This window comes from Runella sp. SP2, assembly GCF_003711225.1.
Lineage (GTDB): Bacteria > Bacteroidota > Bacteroidia > Cytophagales > Spirosomataceae > Runella.
This window is the reverse complement of sequence record NZ_CP031030.1, coordinates 4,120,286-4,137,268: the sequence shown is the minus strand read 5'-3', so window position 1 is coordinate 4,137,268 and position 16,983 is coordinate 4,120,286. Positions and strand designations below refer to the sequence as shown.

Here is a 16,983-nt window from a genome sequence, read left to right as displayed (position 1 = left end):
AATTTTAAAATGTTTGGCTAAAAATGGCTGTTTGTGGTATATCGCCCCACAAACGCGCGTCAAATGCCATACTGATATTACGGATGAAAGAGCGGCCTTCGGGCGTTACTTTGAGGTGATAGGGCTCGATGCTAACAAGGCCATCTTTTTCGGGTTCTTCCAGTCGGGCAAGGGCTTCGTAAAGCGCTTGGCATTGGTCTTTGGAATCGAACCAAGTGGTTTCAAAATGACACATCAACTGCAAAATATGACGTCGTAGAATCAAATCCTCCCGCGTCAGAACATGGCCTCTGAAAATCGGTAACTCGTTTGCGTTGAGGCGTTCGTAGTATTTCTCGACCGTTTTTTCGTTTTGACCGTAGCCCCACCAACAATCCCCGATGGCCGACACGCCCAAGCCCACCAGCAAACGCGTCTGGGTGGTGGTATAGCCCATAAAATTGCGGTGGAGTTTTTTATCTTCAAGGGCCTGATAAAGTGTATCTGTTTTGAGTGAAAAGTGATCCATCCCGATGTCGTGATACCCCACTGACTCTAAGGCATTACGACAGGCTTCATAAATCGCTAATTTTTTGGCGGCATCTGGTAAGTCGGCTTCGGTAAATTTGCGTTGACCTGGTTTTACCCAAGGTACGTGGGCGTAGCTGTAAAGCGCAATGCGGTCGGGACGAAGCTGAATCACTTCTCCGATGGTTTGGGTCATTCCTTCTACTTGCTGCCGTGGTAAACCATAAACCAAATCATAGTTAACCGACGTATAACCAATTTCACGCGCCTTTTCGGTTACATGTTTGACTTGTTCGTACGTTTGAGGGCGATTAATGAGGTCAAGAATAACGGGATTGAAATCTTGAACCCCAATGCTAATCCGACGAAAACCTAGTTCAAACAACGTTTGGAGGTGCGCGTCGGTAGTACTAGCTGGGTGCGCTTCAAACCCAAATTCGTGGTTAGGATGGATGTCGGCTTTTTCAAACAAACCCGAAATCAGCGTTCGGAGATTTTCAGGGCTAAAAAATGTGGGCGTTCCTCCTCCTAAGTGTAACTCACGGATTTGGGGGCGATTGGGTAGAAAATCAAGATAAAGCTGCCATTCTTTCAAGACGGCTGCAATGTACGGTTGTTCTACTTTGTGATTGACCGTAATGCGAGTATTGCAGCCACAGTAGGTGCATAAACTTTCGCAGTACGGCAAGTGAATATAGAGGCTAATTCCTTCGGACGTATTGCTGATTTCAAATATATCTTTTACCAAGTCTTTCCAACGGGTTTCGGTAAGTGGGGTTTTGTCCCAATAAGGCACTGTCGGGTAACTGGTGTAGCGAGGCCCAGGCACGTTGTATTTCTGAAGTAGTTGCGTGTTCATGGTAAATAGGTGTTTTACCAAAAATGCAAGCTATTGGAAAAGTAAAATATGACATTGGTCAGGCTGATTGGAAAAATGTCAATGGCTGTTTTTATTAAAATAGGCGAAAACGCTTTTAATCGTTTCAGTGAAACGATTAAAGATTAGCCTCGGAGAGGCATAACGTTTGTAGCAAAAGATATGAAAACAAACCTACCTCCCGCCATGACAAACAGGAATCTCACGGTTTTCTAAACCTAAAATCGGCCAGCCTGTTACTTCTAAGCCACGGAGAATGAGCACGATGGCGACAACGGCCACAAAAGCAGGCATCCATTGGCGGGCACGGCTGCGGAGAAAATTAGAAAAAAGATTTTTTACAAACGCCACGGCACTCATAGCGGGAAGAGTACCAAGTCCAAAGGTAGCCATAAAAAGCGCCCCGTCGGTAGGGCCTCCCGTGGCTATGGAGCTAATGAGTGCCATATAGACAAGCCCGCAGGGCAGAAGTCCATTGAGTGTACCGAGCATAAAAAGGGAGCTAAAACTGCGTTGATGGAGGAGCGTACCTAATTGTTTTTTTAACCATTGAACACTTTTTTGAAGAAAAGAAGGTGTTCCGAGTTGGTCTAGCCAATGCGAAGAGTACGCCACGGCGGCCAGCATAATTATTCCTGTACCAATCGACAAACTACGCTGGAGTCCTGCCAAATTGAGCGCATTACCAACAAAACCGAGCAAAAAACCGAGGAGGGCGTAAGTAGTAGCTCGACCAAGGTTATACAACAGAATTCCGCCCAACTTTCCCCATTTTGAGCGTTGGTGTACGGGGAGTGCCAGTGCAATCGGCCCACACATCCCCACGCAGTGTAGGCTGCTCATTAGTCCGAGGGAAAAAGCTAGGTAAAACATGGTTTTGAATGTCGAGATTATGTGTTGAGGGTTGTGAGCAACCCTTGCCACCCTTAAATATTGAGTGTTCCTTCGTTCCAGTATCCGATGCCGTTGGCTTGCCAGTCGATTTGGAGTTGGTAGCGACCCGTATGAATCTTCTGACTCGGAATAAACTGCGTACCGTCGGTTCCAACCTGTATTGGCATTGACATATCTTTCCGATTGTCGGCAGGACAATAAAGGTTAATTTTTCCGCTAATGCCTTTTAATTCAGTAGGATAATGAATCCGAATGCCTGCGTCGGTTACTTCCCAAGATAGGGGAGTAGTTAGTTGTTTGGCGCGGTTGATTTTATCAATTTTGCCCTGAAACTTTACTTCTTCCTCGTAATAATTGTCGGTGACGAGGTCAATTTTTTGGACGATGCTCATTCCGACCATCGCTAATATCATTAAGACAAATAAGCCATAAAATGCCCAAATGCCCGTTCCCCAAGATAGTTTCATAATTGTAATGTTTATTCTTCTGGTGCAATGAACGTTGTTTTAAATTCTTCCAACTGCTTGCCGTCGGCGTAGATTCCCAAGGAAACGTCGGTGCGGCGTTTGGAGAGTTCGGATTTTGGAATGGTAATAAATACCGAACCTTCGACCATTCCTGCGGCTTCGAGGTTGAGGTTAGGGATTCCCGCAAATTTTAAGGTGCCTTTGGGGAACAACAACTTCATCTCAGGCTGGATGGGATGATTGGTTTTATTAAACAATTTGAAGGTATAAAGATTGCTAATGGTACCGTCGGGGTTTTCGATGAATCGAGAACCTGGAGCGCGCAAAAGCGTTGTTTCGGTGTCGTTTCGGGTAAAAATAGCATAGCCTAGACCCACCCAAAGCGCCGTCAATACGACTGCGTAAGCAATGGTACGGGTGGTAATGAGTTTACTTTTACCCGCAGAAATATTGTTTTCCGAGTCGTAGCGAATCAAGCCTTTGGGCAGGTTCACTTTTTCCATGATGTTGTCGCAGGCGTCGATACAGGCCGTGCAATTGACGCACTCCATTTGGGTACCGTTGCGGATGTCGATACCTGTTGGGCATACATTCACGCACTGAAAACAGTTAATACAATCGCCAGCGGTACGTTCGGCACCTTTACGAAGTTTTTCACGCGGTTCGCCACGTTTATAATCATAGGCAATCACGACTGAGTTTTTATCAAGCAATACCCCTTGCAAGCGTCCGTAAGGACACACAACGGTACAAGCTTGGTCGCGTAGCCAGGCAAAATTCCAAAAGAAAACTAGGGTAAAAGCGCAGATACCCAAAAATAAAGTCAAGTGCTCTGATATTGGCTCTAAGATGATGCGTTCGAGGCGGTCAATACCCACAAAGTAGCTTAACAGCAGATTGGCAATTGCAAACGATAATGCCAAGAAAATAACCGCTTTGAGGGTTCTTTTGGTGATTTTTTCGCTGTTCCAAGGCGCTTTGGCAAGGGCACGTTGGGCTTTCCAGTCGCCTTCGATGACGTACTCGATTTTACGGAAAACCATTTCCATAAATACCGTTTGCGGACAAGCCCATCCGCACCAAACTCGCCCAAAAACGGTGGTAAAAAGTACAATAAATACAAAGAAAGAAATCATCATTAGCCCAAAAAGCCAATAATCTTGTGGGCCAATGAAAATTCCGAAAACGATAAACTTACGCTCTAGGATGTTGAACAAGAAGAGGGGTTGGCCATTTACTTTGATAAACGGCAAGGCAAACATTACAGTGAGCTGAAAAATGGTAAACCAAACGCGGCGGTTATGCCATTTTCCAGTTGGTTTTTGAGGGTAAAACCAGTTTCTTTTCCCAGTGGTATCATCGACAGCCGCAAAACTATCGCGGAACGATTCGTCGAAGTCGGGGTGTGTATCGAGGGGTTGCATGATGAGAATTCGTTTAACCTCAACCCCGTCCGAAGGACGGGGTTGAGGTGACTTATTTTGCGGCTACGGTACTATCCGCCGCAGCGGGAGCTTCGGTATAAATTTCTCCTTGAGGAGCTTTCGGAGTCGCAGGCTTTGTGCCTTTGATGGAGATGATGTAACTAGCAACCTGTTGCATTTTGAGTGGGTTCAATTGCTTTTCCCACGCAATCATCCCTTTTTCGGGTACACCGTATTTGATGGTTTTGAAGACATTCTTGATACCACCGCCGTGGAGCCAGTACTCGTCAGTGAGGTTTGGCCCTACCGAACCGCCACCATCAGCAGCATGACAAGCGGCACAGTTGGCCGTAAAAATGGCTTTCCCTTCCTCAATTGTCTTCGCGTCAGTGGCCAACGTAACAGTATTTTCGTTGATTTTGGCCGCTGCTTTTTCAAGGAACGCGGTTTTCTTCGCTTCTACCACTTGGCTTTCTTTTTCCAACTCGGCCATCGGTAAATCGCCCCAACCCGACATGTGGTAAATGATAAGGTAAATCACGGCAAATACAATCGTACCTTGGAACAAGAATGCCAACCAAGGAGGCATACGGTTGTCGAGTTCGTGGATGCCGTCGTAGTCGTGGCCTTTGATAAGGATGCGTTGCTCGTCGGCGAGTTTTACGCCAAAACCCGTCCAACGTTGCCACCAACGTTCACTGAAAATCGGCGCCGATTCGCCGCGTAAATCTTCTTTTACTTCGGTATTGCCTTGAGGAGCAGAGATTTTACGGAGAAGCATCATCACTTGCACCAAGAGCACGAGCACAGCCAAAATGACCACAACCAGCAACATAACTATGAGGTAGTTAACCAACTCTTTGTCGCCTGCTTTGGGAGCTTCGGCGGCTTGGGCAAACACCATTGATGAAACAAAAAGTAACGTAAGCGTTGCAAGTCCACGGCGAACAGTGCCGTCTTCGAGGGGCAGTTGGCTTATTTTTTGGACGGTTTTCTTGTCAAGTTTTACAAGGTACCATACCAATCCTACAAAAACGGCCGCAAAAATCAGTAGTCCGATGAGCGGATATATCGCCACTCCGTCAATCGTCTGGAGATAGTTTCTGAATTTCATGATTTTTATTGTTTTTTGATGTCAGTACCTAAGCGTTGCAAGTAGGCAATGAGCGCAATGATTTCTTTGTCAGCTTTGGCTTTGATACCGTCTTTTTTCAAACTAGCCACGATGCCATCGGCTTGTTTTTGAGCGTCGGCAATGGCTTGGTCTTCAAACCCGTCTTCGTAAGGAACGCCGAGGGTACGCATGGCGCTGATTTTGGCAGGAGTGGTGCTCAAATCAAGCGCATCCTCAAGCAACCAAGGGTATTTGGGCATGATAGAACCAGGCGACATACTCGTTGGGTCTTCCATGTGGTTGTAGTGCCATGAATCGGGGTATTTGGCACCAAGACGGTGCAAATCAGGTCCTGTACGTTTTGAACCCCACTGGAATGGGTGATCATAAACAAACTCACCTGCTTTTGAGTATTCGCCATAGCGTTCGGTTTCGGAACGGAACGGACGAATCATTTGAGAGTGACACGTATAGCAGCCTTCACGAACGTAGATGTCGCGGCCTTGGAGTTCAAGTGCGGTGTAAGGTTTCACGCTTTCGATGGTTGGTACGTTGGACTCTACCATGAAGGTTGGCACAAGTTCAATGACACCCCCGATGATGACGGCTACCAACGAGATAACGGTAAAGAACACAGGCTTGCGTTCAAAAATACGGCTGTGCCAAAATTCGTTGGCAGGAGGATTCCAGATAGATTTGAGCGAAGCCGCACGTGCTGTTTCGTTGGCAATGAGCTTACCGCTAAGGGCCGTCATGGCTAAGTTGTACGTACCTACCAAGAAACCTACCAAAAACAATGTACCACCAATTCCACGTAAAATATAGAAAGGCACAAGCTGCGTAACGGTTTCGAGGAAGTTAGGGTATTTTAAGAAACCTTCTTCAGTAAATTCTTTCCACATCGACGATTGAGTCCAACCTGCCCAGTACATCGGCACGGCGTAGAAAATGATACCCAAGGTGCCAATCCAGAAGTGAAAATTGGCCAATTTTTGAGAAAACAACGGACGTCCGTACAATCGTGGGAACAACCAGTACATGATGGCAAACGTCATAAAACCGTTCCATCCAAGTGCTCCTACGTGAACGTGCGCTACAATCCAGTCGGTATAGTGAGCAATGGCGTTTACGTTTTTCAACGAAAGCATAGGGCCTTCAAAGGTCGCCATCCCGTAGGCAGTTACCCCTACTACCATGAATTTCAAAACCACATCCTCACGAACTTTGTCCCAAGCCCCACGAAGGGTAAACAGACCGTTAATCATCCCTCCCCACGAAGGAGCAATCAACATTACAGAGAACACCGTACCCAACGATTGTGCCCAGTCGGGCAAAGAGGTATAAAGCAAGTGGTGAGGGCCTGCCCAGATGTATAAGAAAATCAATGACCAAAAGTGAACAATCGACAAACGGTACGAATAGATAGGGCGGTTGGCTGCTTTGGGTAAGAAGTAGTACATCAAACCCAAGTAAGGCGTCGTCAAGAAGAACGCTACGGCATTGTGACCATACCACCATTGTACCAAGGCATCTTGCACACCCGCGTACCAAGAATAACTTTTAGTAAGAGAAATTGGAAGTTCAACGCTGTTGACGACGTGCAACATCGCTACTGTGACAAACGAAGCCAAGTAAAACCAAACCGCAGCATAAATGTGCTGCACGCGGCGGTTAATCATGGTCATGACGAGGTTAAGAAGGGCTGCTACCCATACCACCGCAATGGCAATGTCAATCGGCCATTCGAGTTCGGCGTATTCTTTTCCTGTGGTAAGTCCTAATGGAAGTGTAATGGCGGCGGCTACGATGATAAGTTGCCAGCCCCAGAAGTTGATGTTGGACAACAACTTACTGTACATCGGCGTGCGGAGTACCCGTGGTGCCGAATAATAAAGCCCCATAAAAAAGCCGTTACCGACAAAAGCAAAAATGACGGCGTTGGTGTGAAGGGGACGTAACCTACCAAACGTAGTGTAGGGAATATCGAGGTTGAGGGCAGGAAATGCTAACTGAAACGCGATAAGTACGCCCACCAGCATTCCGACGATCCCAAACACGATAGAAGCAATGGCGAAATTCCGTACGATGGTGTTATCATACTGAAACTCTTCCATGTCAACGGTTGAGGTTGTTTTGGAAATTGGTTCCATGTTGAATTTGAGGAGTTTATGATTAAAAAAGATGAACTATTTTTCGTTGTCGTCGAATAAAATCCGAATCGAAGGAGTGTAATCGTCGTCGTATTGCCCTTGGCGTACCGACCATACAAAGGCGATTAAGAAGCCGCCTGCGACAAACAGACTGATGCAGAGCAGGATGATGAGAGCACTCATAGACGTGTGTATGTTTGAGAATGTTGAAATTGAACCAGCTTGTTAGGACTGACGACCTCCCAAAAGTAGGTTTGGTGGGTCGGGATTAAGATGAGGGAAGTCAGTCCTCAAAAGTGACTTTGGTCAGTTTTGGTATATCTATGTACCTTTGCCCAACTAGCTACGTTTATTGATGAATATCTTATTTTTTAAACTGACCATTATTCCGTTGGTCATTGGACTGATTACGCTGATTAGCCGTAAGTGGGGAAATCGGGTAGGGGGAGTGGTCGGGAGTATGCCGTGGGTGGCGGGGCCTATCTTGGTGTTTTTTATTTTGGAACAGGGTAAAGACTTCGGCATACGCTCTATTCCAGGTATTTTGATGGGAATTATCTCGCTGGTCAGTTTTTGTTACTGCTATGCGTTGTTTTCCAAACGGTTGAAGTGGTTACCAACGCTGTTGATTTCATACGTGGCTTTTGCCCTCACTGCCCTTGTGTTGGATGCAATTCCACTGACAATTTGGGGGATTTACGGTTTGGCTTTGGTCGTGATTACGATTGCTTTGTATTATTTTCCCCGCCCTTCGGTGGGACAAACGGCTCCTTCCCGAGCGAAGCCTCCGAAGTATGATTTATTGTTTCGGATGTTGGTAGCGACTCTTTTTGTGTTGACCATCACAGGGCTGGCAGCGATTTTGGGGCCAAGTTGGAGCGGTGTTCTGACACCTTTTCCTATTCTGACGTCGATTTTGGCCATTTTTAACCATTATTTACAAGGCAGTACGGCGGCAATAACGGTCTTGCGAGGCATTATGATTGGCCTCGTTGGCTTCACGACCTTCTTATTTTTGCAGGCGTTTTTGCTTCACGAATTTTCGGTCGTAGTAGCGTTTCTGATCGCGCTGGTGGTCAATGCGGTGATTAACCTTGTTTCGAGCCGCGTGTGGGGGTAAAAATTCGGTAGATTATAGATTTATACAATGAAAGTTTACTTTTAGAGAACTTTTTGTATTTTTGTTTTTAAGACGAACAGGTATGTTTAATATCATAGCACGAAAAACGCTACTATCGTACTGCCTTCTGTATCCAAAAGCAGCCCATGCTTTGCAAGAATGGTACAACGAAATGATCCTATGCGAGTTCAAAAGCTTTCAGGATTTGAAGGCAGTTTACGGAAACGCCAGTTTAGTAGGAGATGACCGTGTTGTTTTTAATATCATGGGGAATCATTATCGGCTGGTGGTCAGAATGGTTTTTGACTATAAAGTGATTCAGATTAAGTGGTTCGGTACTCACACAGAATACGATAAAATAGATGTAAAAACGGTAAAATATCAACCTAAACAAAATCCTGACATTATGGAACTTAAACCGATTAAAAACGACGTAGAATATGAACTTATGATGGAATGGATTGATGAACAATTTGAACGCAAGCCCGCTCTCAATACGCCAGAAGGAGACTATTTAGAGGTTGCTTTGTTGTTGGTGAAAGCCTATGAAGACGTTCATTTTCAGATACCTATCCCTGATCCGATTGATGCTATAAAATTAAAAATGGAAGAAAGGGGGTTAAAAAGCAAGGATTTAGCAGACTGGATTGGGAGCAAAAGCTATGTGTCGGCATTGCTGAATCGTAAAAAGCCATTGACATTAAAACTTGCGAAACTTTTTCACGAAAGACTTGGAATCCCCGCACAAGTTCTACTAAACTAATCCCATGAGTTTGCCGCCGCTCTTTTTAAAGAGGTAGCCCGTCTCCTTCCTCACAACCTCCGCAAAGCGGCGATGCGGCTGGAAATCGTGGTAAACAAGACAATCGAAATCGAACTGGCGGGCATCAAAATCGCGGCAATGACGGGCGAAAGATTTCCCGTAAGGGCAAAACTTAACCCAATGATGTTGTACACCACCGAAATGATAAAGCTCTGAATCACAATGTTGCGGCCTGCTTGGGCTAGGCGAACAAACTGAGGTAGCTTTGAAAGTTGACTTCCTTCCAAAATCCCATCGCAAGCGGGTGAAAAGTTGTTGATGTTGTCGGAAACGGCAATGCCTACGTCGCTTTTGATGAGTGCCCCCGCATCGTTCAGGCCATCGCCTACCATCAAGACTTTGTGGCCTTGTTGTTGTAACTTCTCAATAAATCGAAGTTTATCGTCGGGTTTTTGATTGAAATTTAGCTGCTTGAGCGAACCAAATAATTCACTCAACATTTCGACGTCGGTAGGCTTGTCGCCCGACAATAAATAGGTGTTGTAATTTTTTTGTTTCAGACTTTTGAGGGTATCAACGAGGTTGTCGCGGTACTGGCTTTGAATGTCAAAATAACCCAATACTTTGCCATCAAATGAAAAATAAACGTGGCTGCTGTTGCTGTCTTGAAGTGGAGTAACTTCTTGACTATCATTAGAAACAAACGTCGCAGAGCCTAGCCGTACCGTAACATACTCGCCTAGCTTTCCCTCAACGCCTTTTCCTTCTATTTCCTGAAAATCACTTACCATTTGTTCGTGCGGAACGTGCTGTAACGACTTGGCAATCAATCGGCTCAACGGGTGCGACGATTGCTCGCAAAGGGTACGGACGATTCGTTGTTGAATGTGCGTAAGTGGTTTGCCAATAAATTGAACGTGAGCTGCGTCAGGCAACGTAAGTGTTCCTGTTTTATCAAAAACAACCGTATCGATTTTAGACAGATTTTCAATGATTTGGGCGTTTTTGAGGTACAGTTTATTCGATCCAAACATACCCAACATATTACCGTTGGTAAACGTATCGGAAAGTAACAGCGCACAAGGACAGGCCACAATCAAAATCGTCGTAATGGCGTTGATGCCTCTTGGTAAATCGCCCAAAACGGCCCAGTACGCCAAAGCCCCAAATCCTAAGAACAACAACGCCCACGAAAAGTAATAATTGATTTTACCCACCATCGTTTGTTGGGCATTTTGCTGTTGTTGCGTGGCCGAGTCGTTGTTCCAAAGCTGCGTCAGATAACTTTGAGATACCCGCTTGGTCACTTCGACCTCAATCGCTCCCCCGATTTGGCGGCCACCTGCATAAATGAGTTCATTACGCGTTTTTTCAATGGGCGTAGATTCCCCCGAAACAAAACTGTAATCAATCATCGCGCGTTCGCTCACAAGGCGTACATCAGCAGGAATCAATTCTTTATTACGAATCAAAATCTGGTCGCCAGGCTGTAAGTCGGTTACTAATAATTGGTGATTGGTGACTGGGGATTGGTTATTTGTGTTAGATACCTCCTTCGTCGGTATGACAGAAGGGAAGTCTGCTGCCCCTTGCCCCTCGCCCTTCGCCCTTTGTCCTCTGCTCAATAACGTCACTGCTACTGGAAAGTAGGACTTATAATCGCGGTCGAACGAAATAGCGGAGTACGTTTTGTCTTGAAAATACCGACCCAACAACATAAAAAACACAATGCCCGTCATGGAGTCGAGGTAACCGACGCCCGTTTGGGTGCCAATTTCGTACAAACTCCGCACGAAAGTGACCAAAATAGCCAATGCGATAGGCGCATCAATGTTGAGGAAGCGTTCGCGGATGGATTTCCAAGCCGAAACGAAGAAGTCGGAAGCGCTGTAAAAAAATACGGGCAAAGCCAATACCACACTGAATACACTAAACATCGTTTGTAAATGGTGGTCCAGATGCGTATCGCCCAACCCAAAATAATCGGGGAAACTCATCATCATGACGTTGCCAAAAGCAAAACCCGCAATCCCGATTTTGTACAAACGCGTACGGTTGGTTTTGGGAGCTTGTTGTGCTTCGATGTCTTGCAAACTAATATAAGGTTCGTAGCCGATGTAAGTAAGTAACTCGGCAAGTTTGCTAAGGCTAATTTTTTGTTCGTCGATAACAACACGGGCTTTCTTTTCGGGGAAATTTACCAACGACGAAATCACGCCTTCGTGCAAGCGGTGGAGATTTTCCAACAAATACACGCACGAACTACAGTGCATTTGAGGAAAAAACCAGTTGACGTGCGTTTGGCGACCGTCGGTAAATTCAATGATTTTATCGTGAACTTCGGACAGGTCTAAGTACGCGTATTTGCCTGCGTAGTAATTTTTATCGGGCGATACGCCTGGGTTTTGCGTCAGGTCGTAGTAGTTGCAGAGTTGATTTTCTTGAAGAAGTTCATAAACGGTTTTGCAACCTTCGCAGCAAAACGGCTTATCGTCATGCACGATGACGTGGTCTTCGCAGTCGGCGCCGCAGTGGTAACATTGAACTTCTACGACGGGTGAAATAGATTGCGACATAGGATGGGCATTTTGTAATTAGTCAAAAATGCAACACAACCGAGCGGAAGGATATGACCAAAGTCAGTTTTGGGGGCTAATATTGGTCAGGATTTACGGGTTTTCATACTTCCCGATAAGAACGAACTTCGATTTTAACGGCAAATAGGGAGGATATGGGCGGAATGAGGTTGTTTTGTCCCAAAAATAAACATCTATGAAAACACCCTCATCTTCTTCACTCCGCCGCTATGACCTCGATTGGCTGCGGGTTATTTGTATCATTATTTTGCTCTATTACCACGTCGGGATGATTTACGTGCCTTGGGATTGGCACATCAAAAGCACCGAAAAAAGCGAAGTCATGCGCTGGGTGATGATTTGGTTGCATTATTGGCGGATGCCACTGTTGTTTTTTATTTCGGGTGCGGGTACTTACTTTGCTCTTCGTACGCGTTCGTTGGGTGGGTATGCGTCTGAGCGAGTAAAGCGATTGTTTATACCGCTCGTTTTTGGGATGTTCGTCGTTGTGCCTCCCCAAATTTATTACGAACGAATTTTTAACGGAATTCACTTTGCTTCTTACGCCGATTTTTATCGAACCGTATTTGACTTTGTTGCCTATCCCAAAGGAAGTTTTAGCTGGCATCACTTATGGTTTGTTGCCTATTTGTTTTTGTATTCTCTTGGTAGCATTCCTTTATTTCATTGGTTAAAAACTCCCCAAGGCGAACGTTTTGGTCAGACGATCGAAAAATGGGTTTCTTACAAAGGCGGTGCATTGGGCTACGCATTGGTGTTGATTGTGAGTCAAGTGGCGCTCAAACCGTATTTCCCCGACGAAACTCACGCACTGGTGGACGATTGGGCGTATTTTACGTTTAATTTATTGCTATTTTGGGGTGGGTATTTGTTGGTAAGTCGGCGGGTACTTTGGGAAGAAATGGCGCGCCAACGTCGTATGTATGGCCGTGCTACGCTACTTTCGACGATTGTTTTATATACTTTATACATCTTACGTAGATTCGTTTATCCTGAGTGGGACGATGTGACTTGGTACGACGTTGTTTGGGACATCAATGCTTTTTGTTTGACGTGGTTTTCGGTCGTAGCGACTGTCGCCTACGGCTATCAATACCTCAACCGCCCGCATCCTGCGCTCAGCCAACTCAACGAGGCGGTTTATCCTTTTTACATCTTGCACCAAACCGTCATTGTCGTCGTTGGTTTTTATATCCTAAAGTATAACATCGGCGTTTGGCTTGGTTTTCTTTTGGTAAGTACGTTGTCTTTACTTATTAGTATAGGGCTTTATTGGTTGATTATCAAGCGAATAAAAATTTTGCGCGTCTTCTTTGGATTGAAGTAATAGTTTCGCAGTTTGCGTCAGAGACGCTAAACATTCAGTCCTATGCAATACCCGCTCCCCGAAACTTTTGCCGACGGCACCACGGTCGAAATTCGATTAGAAAAAGAAAGTGTGCTTTATGAGCGGAAAATTACGTGGACGTCGGGGTTGATTGAGCAGCAAGTAGCAACGTTGAACTATTCGGGCGAAAATCTTGTGCGCGATGCAGAGGTAGAAAAGGCAAAGTTGCCGCCTTTTGCGTTAGCGTTTTATAAGTTTTTGTTCTTCAAAGGGCAACTTCCTACCGAGCAAGAACTGTGGACGCAGTACCTAAGCGCACATTTCGGGGTACTGGACGAAACTCGGATTCACTATTTTCGGAAAGGGACGTGGCGTATTTACAACGCCGATGCGGTGAAAGCAAGGTTGTTGCGCAGTTTTCCGTCGCTGATTCGGGATTTTCATTTTTTTGTACTTTGCCAAGAATCAGGGCGGTTTCAAGAGGTGAAATATTCCTTGCGCGACGACTATTTCAACGGAGTAGATCTGACTTTAACGTACCTCAATAAAACGTTTCGAGTGGCAGTCATGCTCAATTCTGAACGGGCTAGGCAGTTTAAAGAGCAAAAATACAGTCGCCATGTCACAACGTCCGAACAAGAAGTGATTGTACTTTTTGATTTGCCCAGAAACGAACAAAACAAAGGAAAAATAAAGCTATTTTCGCCCCAACACATCCAACAACTCATCACTGAATTAGAAAAAAGAACGCATGAATTACCACGTATTTGACGATTACGAAGCCCTTTCAGAACACGCCTCTGAGTTTATTTTGAACTATGTTCGCCAAAAACCGACGGCGACGATTTGTGTGGCCTCGGGCGAAACACCGTTGTTGACTTTCCAAAAAATTGTAGCCAAAGCCCAGCCTGGCGATTTTGACCAAGCGACTTTTGTGGGTTTGGACGAATGGGTGGGTATCTCACCCGACAACCCTGGGAGTTGCCGCTCGTATATTGACGGGCCGTTGATTAAACCTCTTGGCATACCTGCCGAGCGCGTTTCGTTTTTTGATAGCCTCACCGATGATTTGACCGCTGAATGCGACCGCGTCAATGAATTTATCGCAAGCCGTGGTGGCTTGGATGTGATTATGGTAGGAATTGGAATGAACGGGCATTTAGGTTTAAACGAGCCTGGAACGTCGTTTGATACCTATGCGCACGTGTCTGATTTAGAGGAGGTAACGGCTTCGGTGGGGCAAAAATATTTTGAGTCAAACACTCCATTAACCCAAGGAATTACGGTGGGACTGCGCCATGTGTTGGAGGCAAAAGTAGCCATTGTCATTGCCAACGGTGCGAAGAAAAAAGCCATTATTGAGCGCGTCCTCAACGAACCCGTAGGCGAAAACCTACCCGCTTCGGCCTTAAAACTGCACGCTAATAGCCATTTGTGGGTGGATGCGGCGGCTAATCCTGCTTAGGTTTTATACCTCATTTACTAGAGAACATCCCTTATCTCCTCTTTCTTGTCAAAAACACTTTTGGCAAACGGACATAAAGGGATGATCTTTAAGTTTTTCTACCAGCCTCTTTGCCATCTTCCGATGCTTTAAAAAATCCTTTGGATTCTCTGTTAAATTGTTCAATAGTCATGGTCGAATTGTTTTTTAAATTTTAAATGTTGGATAAGGAACAAAGTCAGTTTCGCCCGAGATCTTAGGGAAAGTTTGATTTTTCCAATCCTGCTTTGCTTGCGCCAATCGCTCTTTTCTTGATGAGACGAAGTTCCAATCAATAAATCTTTCCTCAGGAAATGCTTCTCCGCCAAAAATATAGACTGTAGAATTTGCAGCCATATTAAATGTGCAAAGTTTTGTGTCTTTGGCAATCAATATTTGTTTTGGTTCATACACATTTCCTTCGCTTGAAATGGAGCCATCAAGGATATACAAAGCGCTTTCGCCATAAAGTATATCGCCAAGGCTGACACGGGCTGCTTCTTTACTTTTTATCTCAATAAAATAAAGAGGGCTATGAACAGGAACAGGCGAAGTGTGCCCAAATACTTCGCCTGCAATTAGCTTAAATGACAAATTGCCATCTTCCCAATGCGGTATATCTTCGGCAGGAATGTGGGTAAAGGAAGGTGATATTTCTTCCAACTCTTTTGGTAAAGCCACCCAAATCTGTAAACCGTGAAGACTTTTGGAGGAATTTCTTAGCCGTTCTGGTGTTCTCTCAGAATGCACAACCCCACTGCCTGCCGTCATCCAATTGACTGCACCAGGTTGTATTTCTAGTTCACTACCAATACTATCGCGGTGGAGGATCGCTCCTTCAAATAAAAAAGTTAGGGTAGAAAGCCCAATATGTGGGTGAGGTAAAACATCCATATTTTCCCGCTCACTCATTTTTACGGGGCCCATGTGGTCAATAAACACAAACGGCCCCACCGACCTTTTTTGGCGAAAAGGAAGTAGCCGCCCTACCATAAAGTTGCCAATGCTGGCTGCTCGTTCTTCTATGATTAAACGGATGTTTGACATAATTTACCAGATGATAGGTTGGTTGAAGCTTCCCGCTTAGATTTTTTTGCGTAGAACATCAAAGATGCCTTTGGTAAAAGCACTTAGTGGAACGGTTGACATGATTTTTAAATCGTCCATGAGCGAAGTGTCTTCATCCAGAAAAGCAAATAAGCGCGGCGTAGGATTTTTCTGATAAAGCGCGGTAAATACCTCTTTGCCCGAAGCACGGCTTTTGAGAAGAACGTTTAGCAAGGTGCTGTCAAGCAGGTCTTTAAAGCGTTTTTTGAGGGAGCGTTTTGGGGGAAGAGGTTTTCCAATGGTGACCAAATTTTTGACCAATTCACGCGTAAATCGCTGCGTACGCTGAAACGCATAGCCCGTCGAAGCTTTGACGTAGCCTCCTCCCGTACCAATGCGAAAAACATGTTCTCCCTCCAGCGAAGGCGTAGGTTCGTCGGTCATTGGAATGACACCAAATTCTTCGTGTTCAATCCGAAAATCGCTGATTTTTAGGAACTCCTTGATGTAAGCATGAAGTTCGGCGTCGTATTCGGCTGTGGGGAGAAGTTTGTCTGAAAAAATGGTGTATTCGACCATTGCCCGCGTTGGACTTTCGGGCAACACATACATAAACCGTACACCGAGGCCGCGTTGTTCCACCCGATAATCCATCATCACGGGGCAGTTAGGGTCGAAAACTGGCACGTCAGTTTCGATTTCCCAACCTTTAAAATGTTGCAGCAGGTTATGGCAATCGGGTAAATTGAGCTTCAACGAATAGGTGCTGTCGAAGACGTAGCCACCGAGGTATTGGTTATTTTCAGTGATGATAAAACCACCGTTAGGCGTGTCTTTGATTCGTTCGATGCGTTCTTGAACAAAAGTAATGTTGGGGTTTTTGGCTAAATCGGTTTTGACAAACGTATAAAAATCAATCCCCCGCAGCCATTTGTAGGAATAAGGCCCAAGCTCAAGCGCCGACGAAAAATTTGTTCCATGAAAATACACTTGATTCCACTGGCGATGCACAATCGAATCAAACGGACTTTGAGGGTCTTTTTCCCAATAACACCAAGTCCGATCATTCTGGGACTTGGTGTCTTGGTCAATAATGAGGATGGATTTATCGCGCAGTACCGTTTGGTTCATGTAATAGGCCAAACTAAGTCCTGCTAATCCCCCTCCTGCGATGATGAAGTCGTAGTTTTGCATGTACTATTATTCATAGTGG

At 45.3% G+C, this 16,983-nt stretch carries 15 protein-coding genes; 5 read left to right on the top strand and 10 right to left on the bottom strand.

Annotated features, from left to right (window positions below; genetic code table 11):
- Positions 1-4: 4 nt before the first annotated feature.
- From hemN to ccoS, 7 genes are all read right to left on the bottom strand, one after another.
- Positions 5-1,366, bottom strand: coding sequence for an oxygen-independent coproporphyrinogen III oxidase (gene hemN, locus DTQ70_RS16435; protein WP_122931815.1), 1,362 nt, complete (start codon positions 1,364-1,366; stop codon positions 5-7).
- Between the two features lie 192 nt (positions 1,367-1,558).
- Positions 1,559-2,257: a sulfite exporter TauE/SafE family protein gene (locus tag DTQ70_RS16430; protein WP_122931814.1), complete on the bottom strand. Its 699-nt coding sequence runs from the start codon at positions 2,255-2,257 to the stop codon at positions 1,559-1,561.
- 53 nt (positions 2,258-2,310) lie between these two features.
- Positions 2,311-2,745: a FixH family protein gene (locus DTQ70_RS16425; RefSeq protein WP_122931813.1), complete on the bottom strand. Its 435-nt coding sequence runs from the start codon at positions 2,743-2,745 to the stop codon at positions 2,311-2,313.
- Positions 2,746-2,756: 11 nt separating this feature from the next.
- Positions 2,757-4,169: a cytochrome c oxidase accessory protein CcoG gene (ccoG, locus tag DTQ70_RS16420; RefSeq protein WP_122931812.1), complete on the bottom strand. Its 1,413-nt coding sequence runs from the start codon at positions 4,167-4,169 to the stop codon at positions 2,757-2,759.
- A gap of 52 nt (positions 4,170-4,221) precedes the next feature.
- Positions 4,222-5,283, bottom strand: a complete 1,062-nt coding sequence (locus DTQ70_RS16415; RefSeq protein ID WP_122931811.1) for a cbb3-type cytochrome c oxidase N-terminal domain-containing protein — start codon at positions 5,281-5,283, stop codon at positions 4,222-4,224.
- 5 nt (positions 5,284-5,288) lie between these two features.
- Positions 5,289-7,433, bottom strand: a complete 2,145-nt coding sequence (gene ccoN, locus DTQ70_RS16410) for a cytochrome-c oxidase, cbb3-type subunit I (RefSeq protein ID WP_122931810.1) — start codon at positions 7,431-7,433, stop codon at positions 5,289-5,291.
- 36 nt (positions 7,434-7,469) lie between these two features.
- Complete coding sequence (gene ccoS / locus DTQ70_RS16405) at positions 7,470-7,616, bottom strand: cbb3-type cytochrome oxidase assembly protein CcoS (protein WP_084332276.1); 147 nt, start codon at positions 7,614-7,616, stop codon at positions 7,470-7,472.
- 172 nt (positions 7,617-7,788) lie between these two features.
- On the opposite strand from ccoS, the gene DTQ70_RS16400 reads away from it, so the two are divergent.
- Both DTQ70_RS16400 and DTQ70_RS31275 read left to right on the top strand, forming a co-directional pair.
- Positions 7,789-8,553, top strand: a complete 765-nt coding sequence (locus DTQ70_RS16400) for a hypothetical protein (RefSeq protein ID WP_122931809.1) — start codon at positions 7,789-7,791, stop codon at positions 8,551-8,553.
- Positions 8,554-8,635: 82 nt separating this feature from the next.
- Positions 8,636-9,316 (top strand): type II toxin-antitoxin system HigB family toxin, encoded by a 681-nt coding sequence (locus tag DTQ70_RS31275; protein WP_310587999.1) that lies wholly within the window; start codon positions 8,636-8,638, stop codon positions 9,314-9,316.
- Positions 9,317-9,366: 50 nt separating this feature from the next.
- Here DTQ70_RS31275 and DTQ70_RS16385 read toward each other — a convergent pair whose 3' ends face one another.
- Positions 9,367-11,892, bottom strand: coding sequence for a heavy metal translocating P-type ATPase metal-binding domain-containing protein (locus DTQ70_RS16385; protein ID WP_122931808.1), 2,526 nt, complete (start codon positions 11,890-11,892; stop codon positions 9,367-9,369).
- 196 nt (positions 11,893-12,088) lie between these two features.
- On the opposite strand from DTQ70_RS16385, the gene DTQ70_RS16380 reads away from it, so the two are divergent.
- Genes DTQ70_RS16380 through DTQ70_RS16370 form a run of 3 tightly spaced genes read left to right on the top strand, consistent with a single transcriptional unit; the run spans position 12,089 to position 14,705 of the window.
- A complete protein-coding gene (locus DTQ70_RS16380) occupies positions 12,089-13,240 on the top strand; it encodes an acyltransferase family protein (RefSeq protein ID WP_122931807.1) in 1,152 nt (383 codons plus the stop codon).
- Between the two features lie 42 nt (positions 13,241-13,282).
- A complete protein-coding gene (locus DTQ70_RS16375; RefSeq protein ID WP_122931806.1) occupies positions 13,283-14,011 on the top strand; it encodes a hypothetical protein in 729 nt (242 codons plus the stop codon).
- Positions 13,992-14,705 carry a glucosamine-6-phosphate deaminase gene (locus tag DTQ70_RS16370; RefSeq protein WP_122931805.1) on the top strand — a complete coding sequence of 238 codons (714 nt, stop codon included), beginning with the start codon at positions 13,992-13,994 and terminating at the stop codon, positions 14,703-14,705. Before DTQ70_RS16375 ends, DTQ70_RS16370 begins: the two co-directional genes overlap by 20 nt.
- A gap of 186 nt (positions 14,706-14,891) precedes the next feature.
- Here the strand turns inward: DTQ70_RS16370 and DTQ70_RS16360 are convergent, their stop codons facing one another.
- Positions 14,892-15,770: a pirin family protein gene (locus DTQ70_RS16360; protein ID WP_122931804.1), complete on the bottom strand. Its 879-nt coding sequence runs from the start codon at positions 15,768-15,770 to the stop codon at positions 14,892-14,894.
- Between the two features lie 36 nt (positions 15,771-15,806).
- Positions 15,807-16,964 (bottom strand): lycopene cyclase family protein, encoded by a 1,158-nt coding sequence (locus DTQ70_RS16355; RefSeq protein WP_122931803.1) that lies wholly within the window; start codon positions 16,962-16,964, stop codon positions 15,807-15,809.
- Positions 16,965-16,983 lie beyond the last annotated feature (19 nt).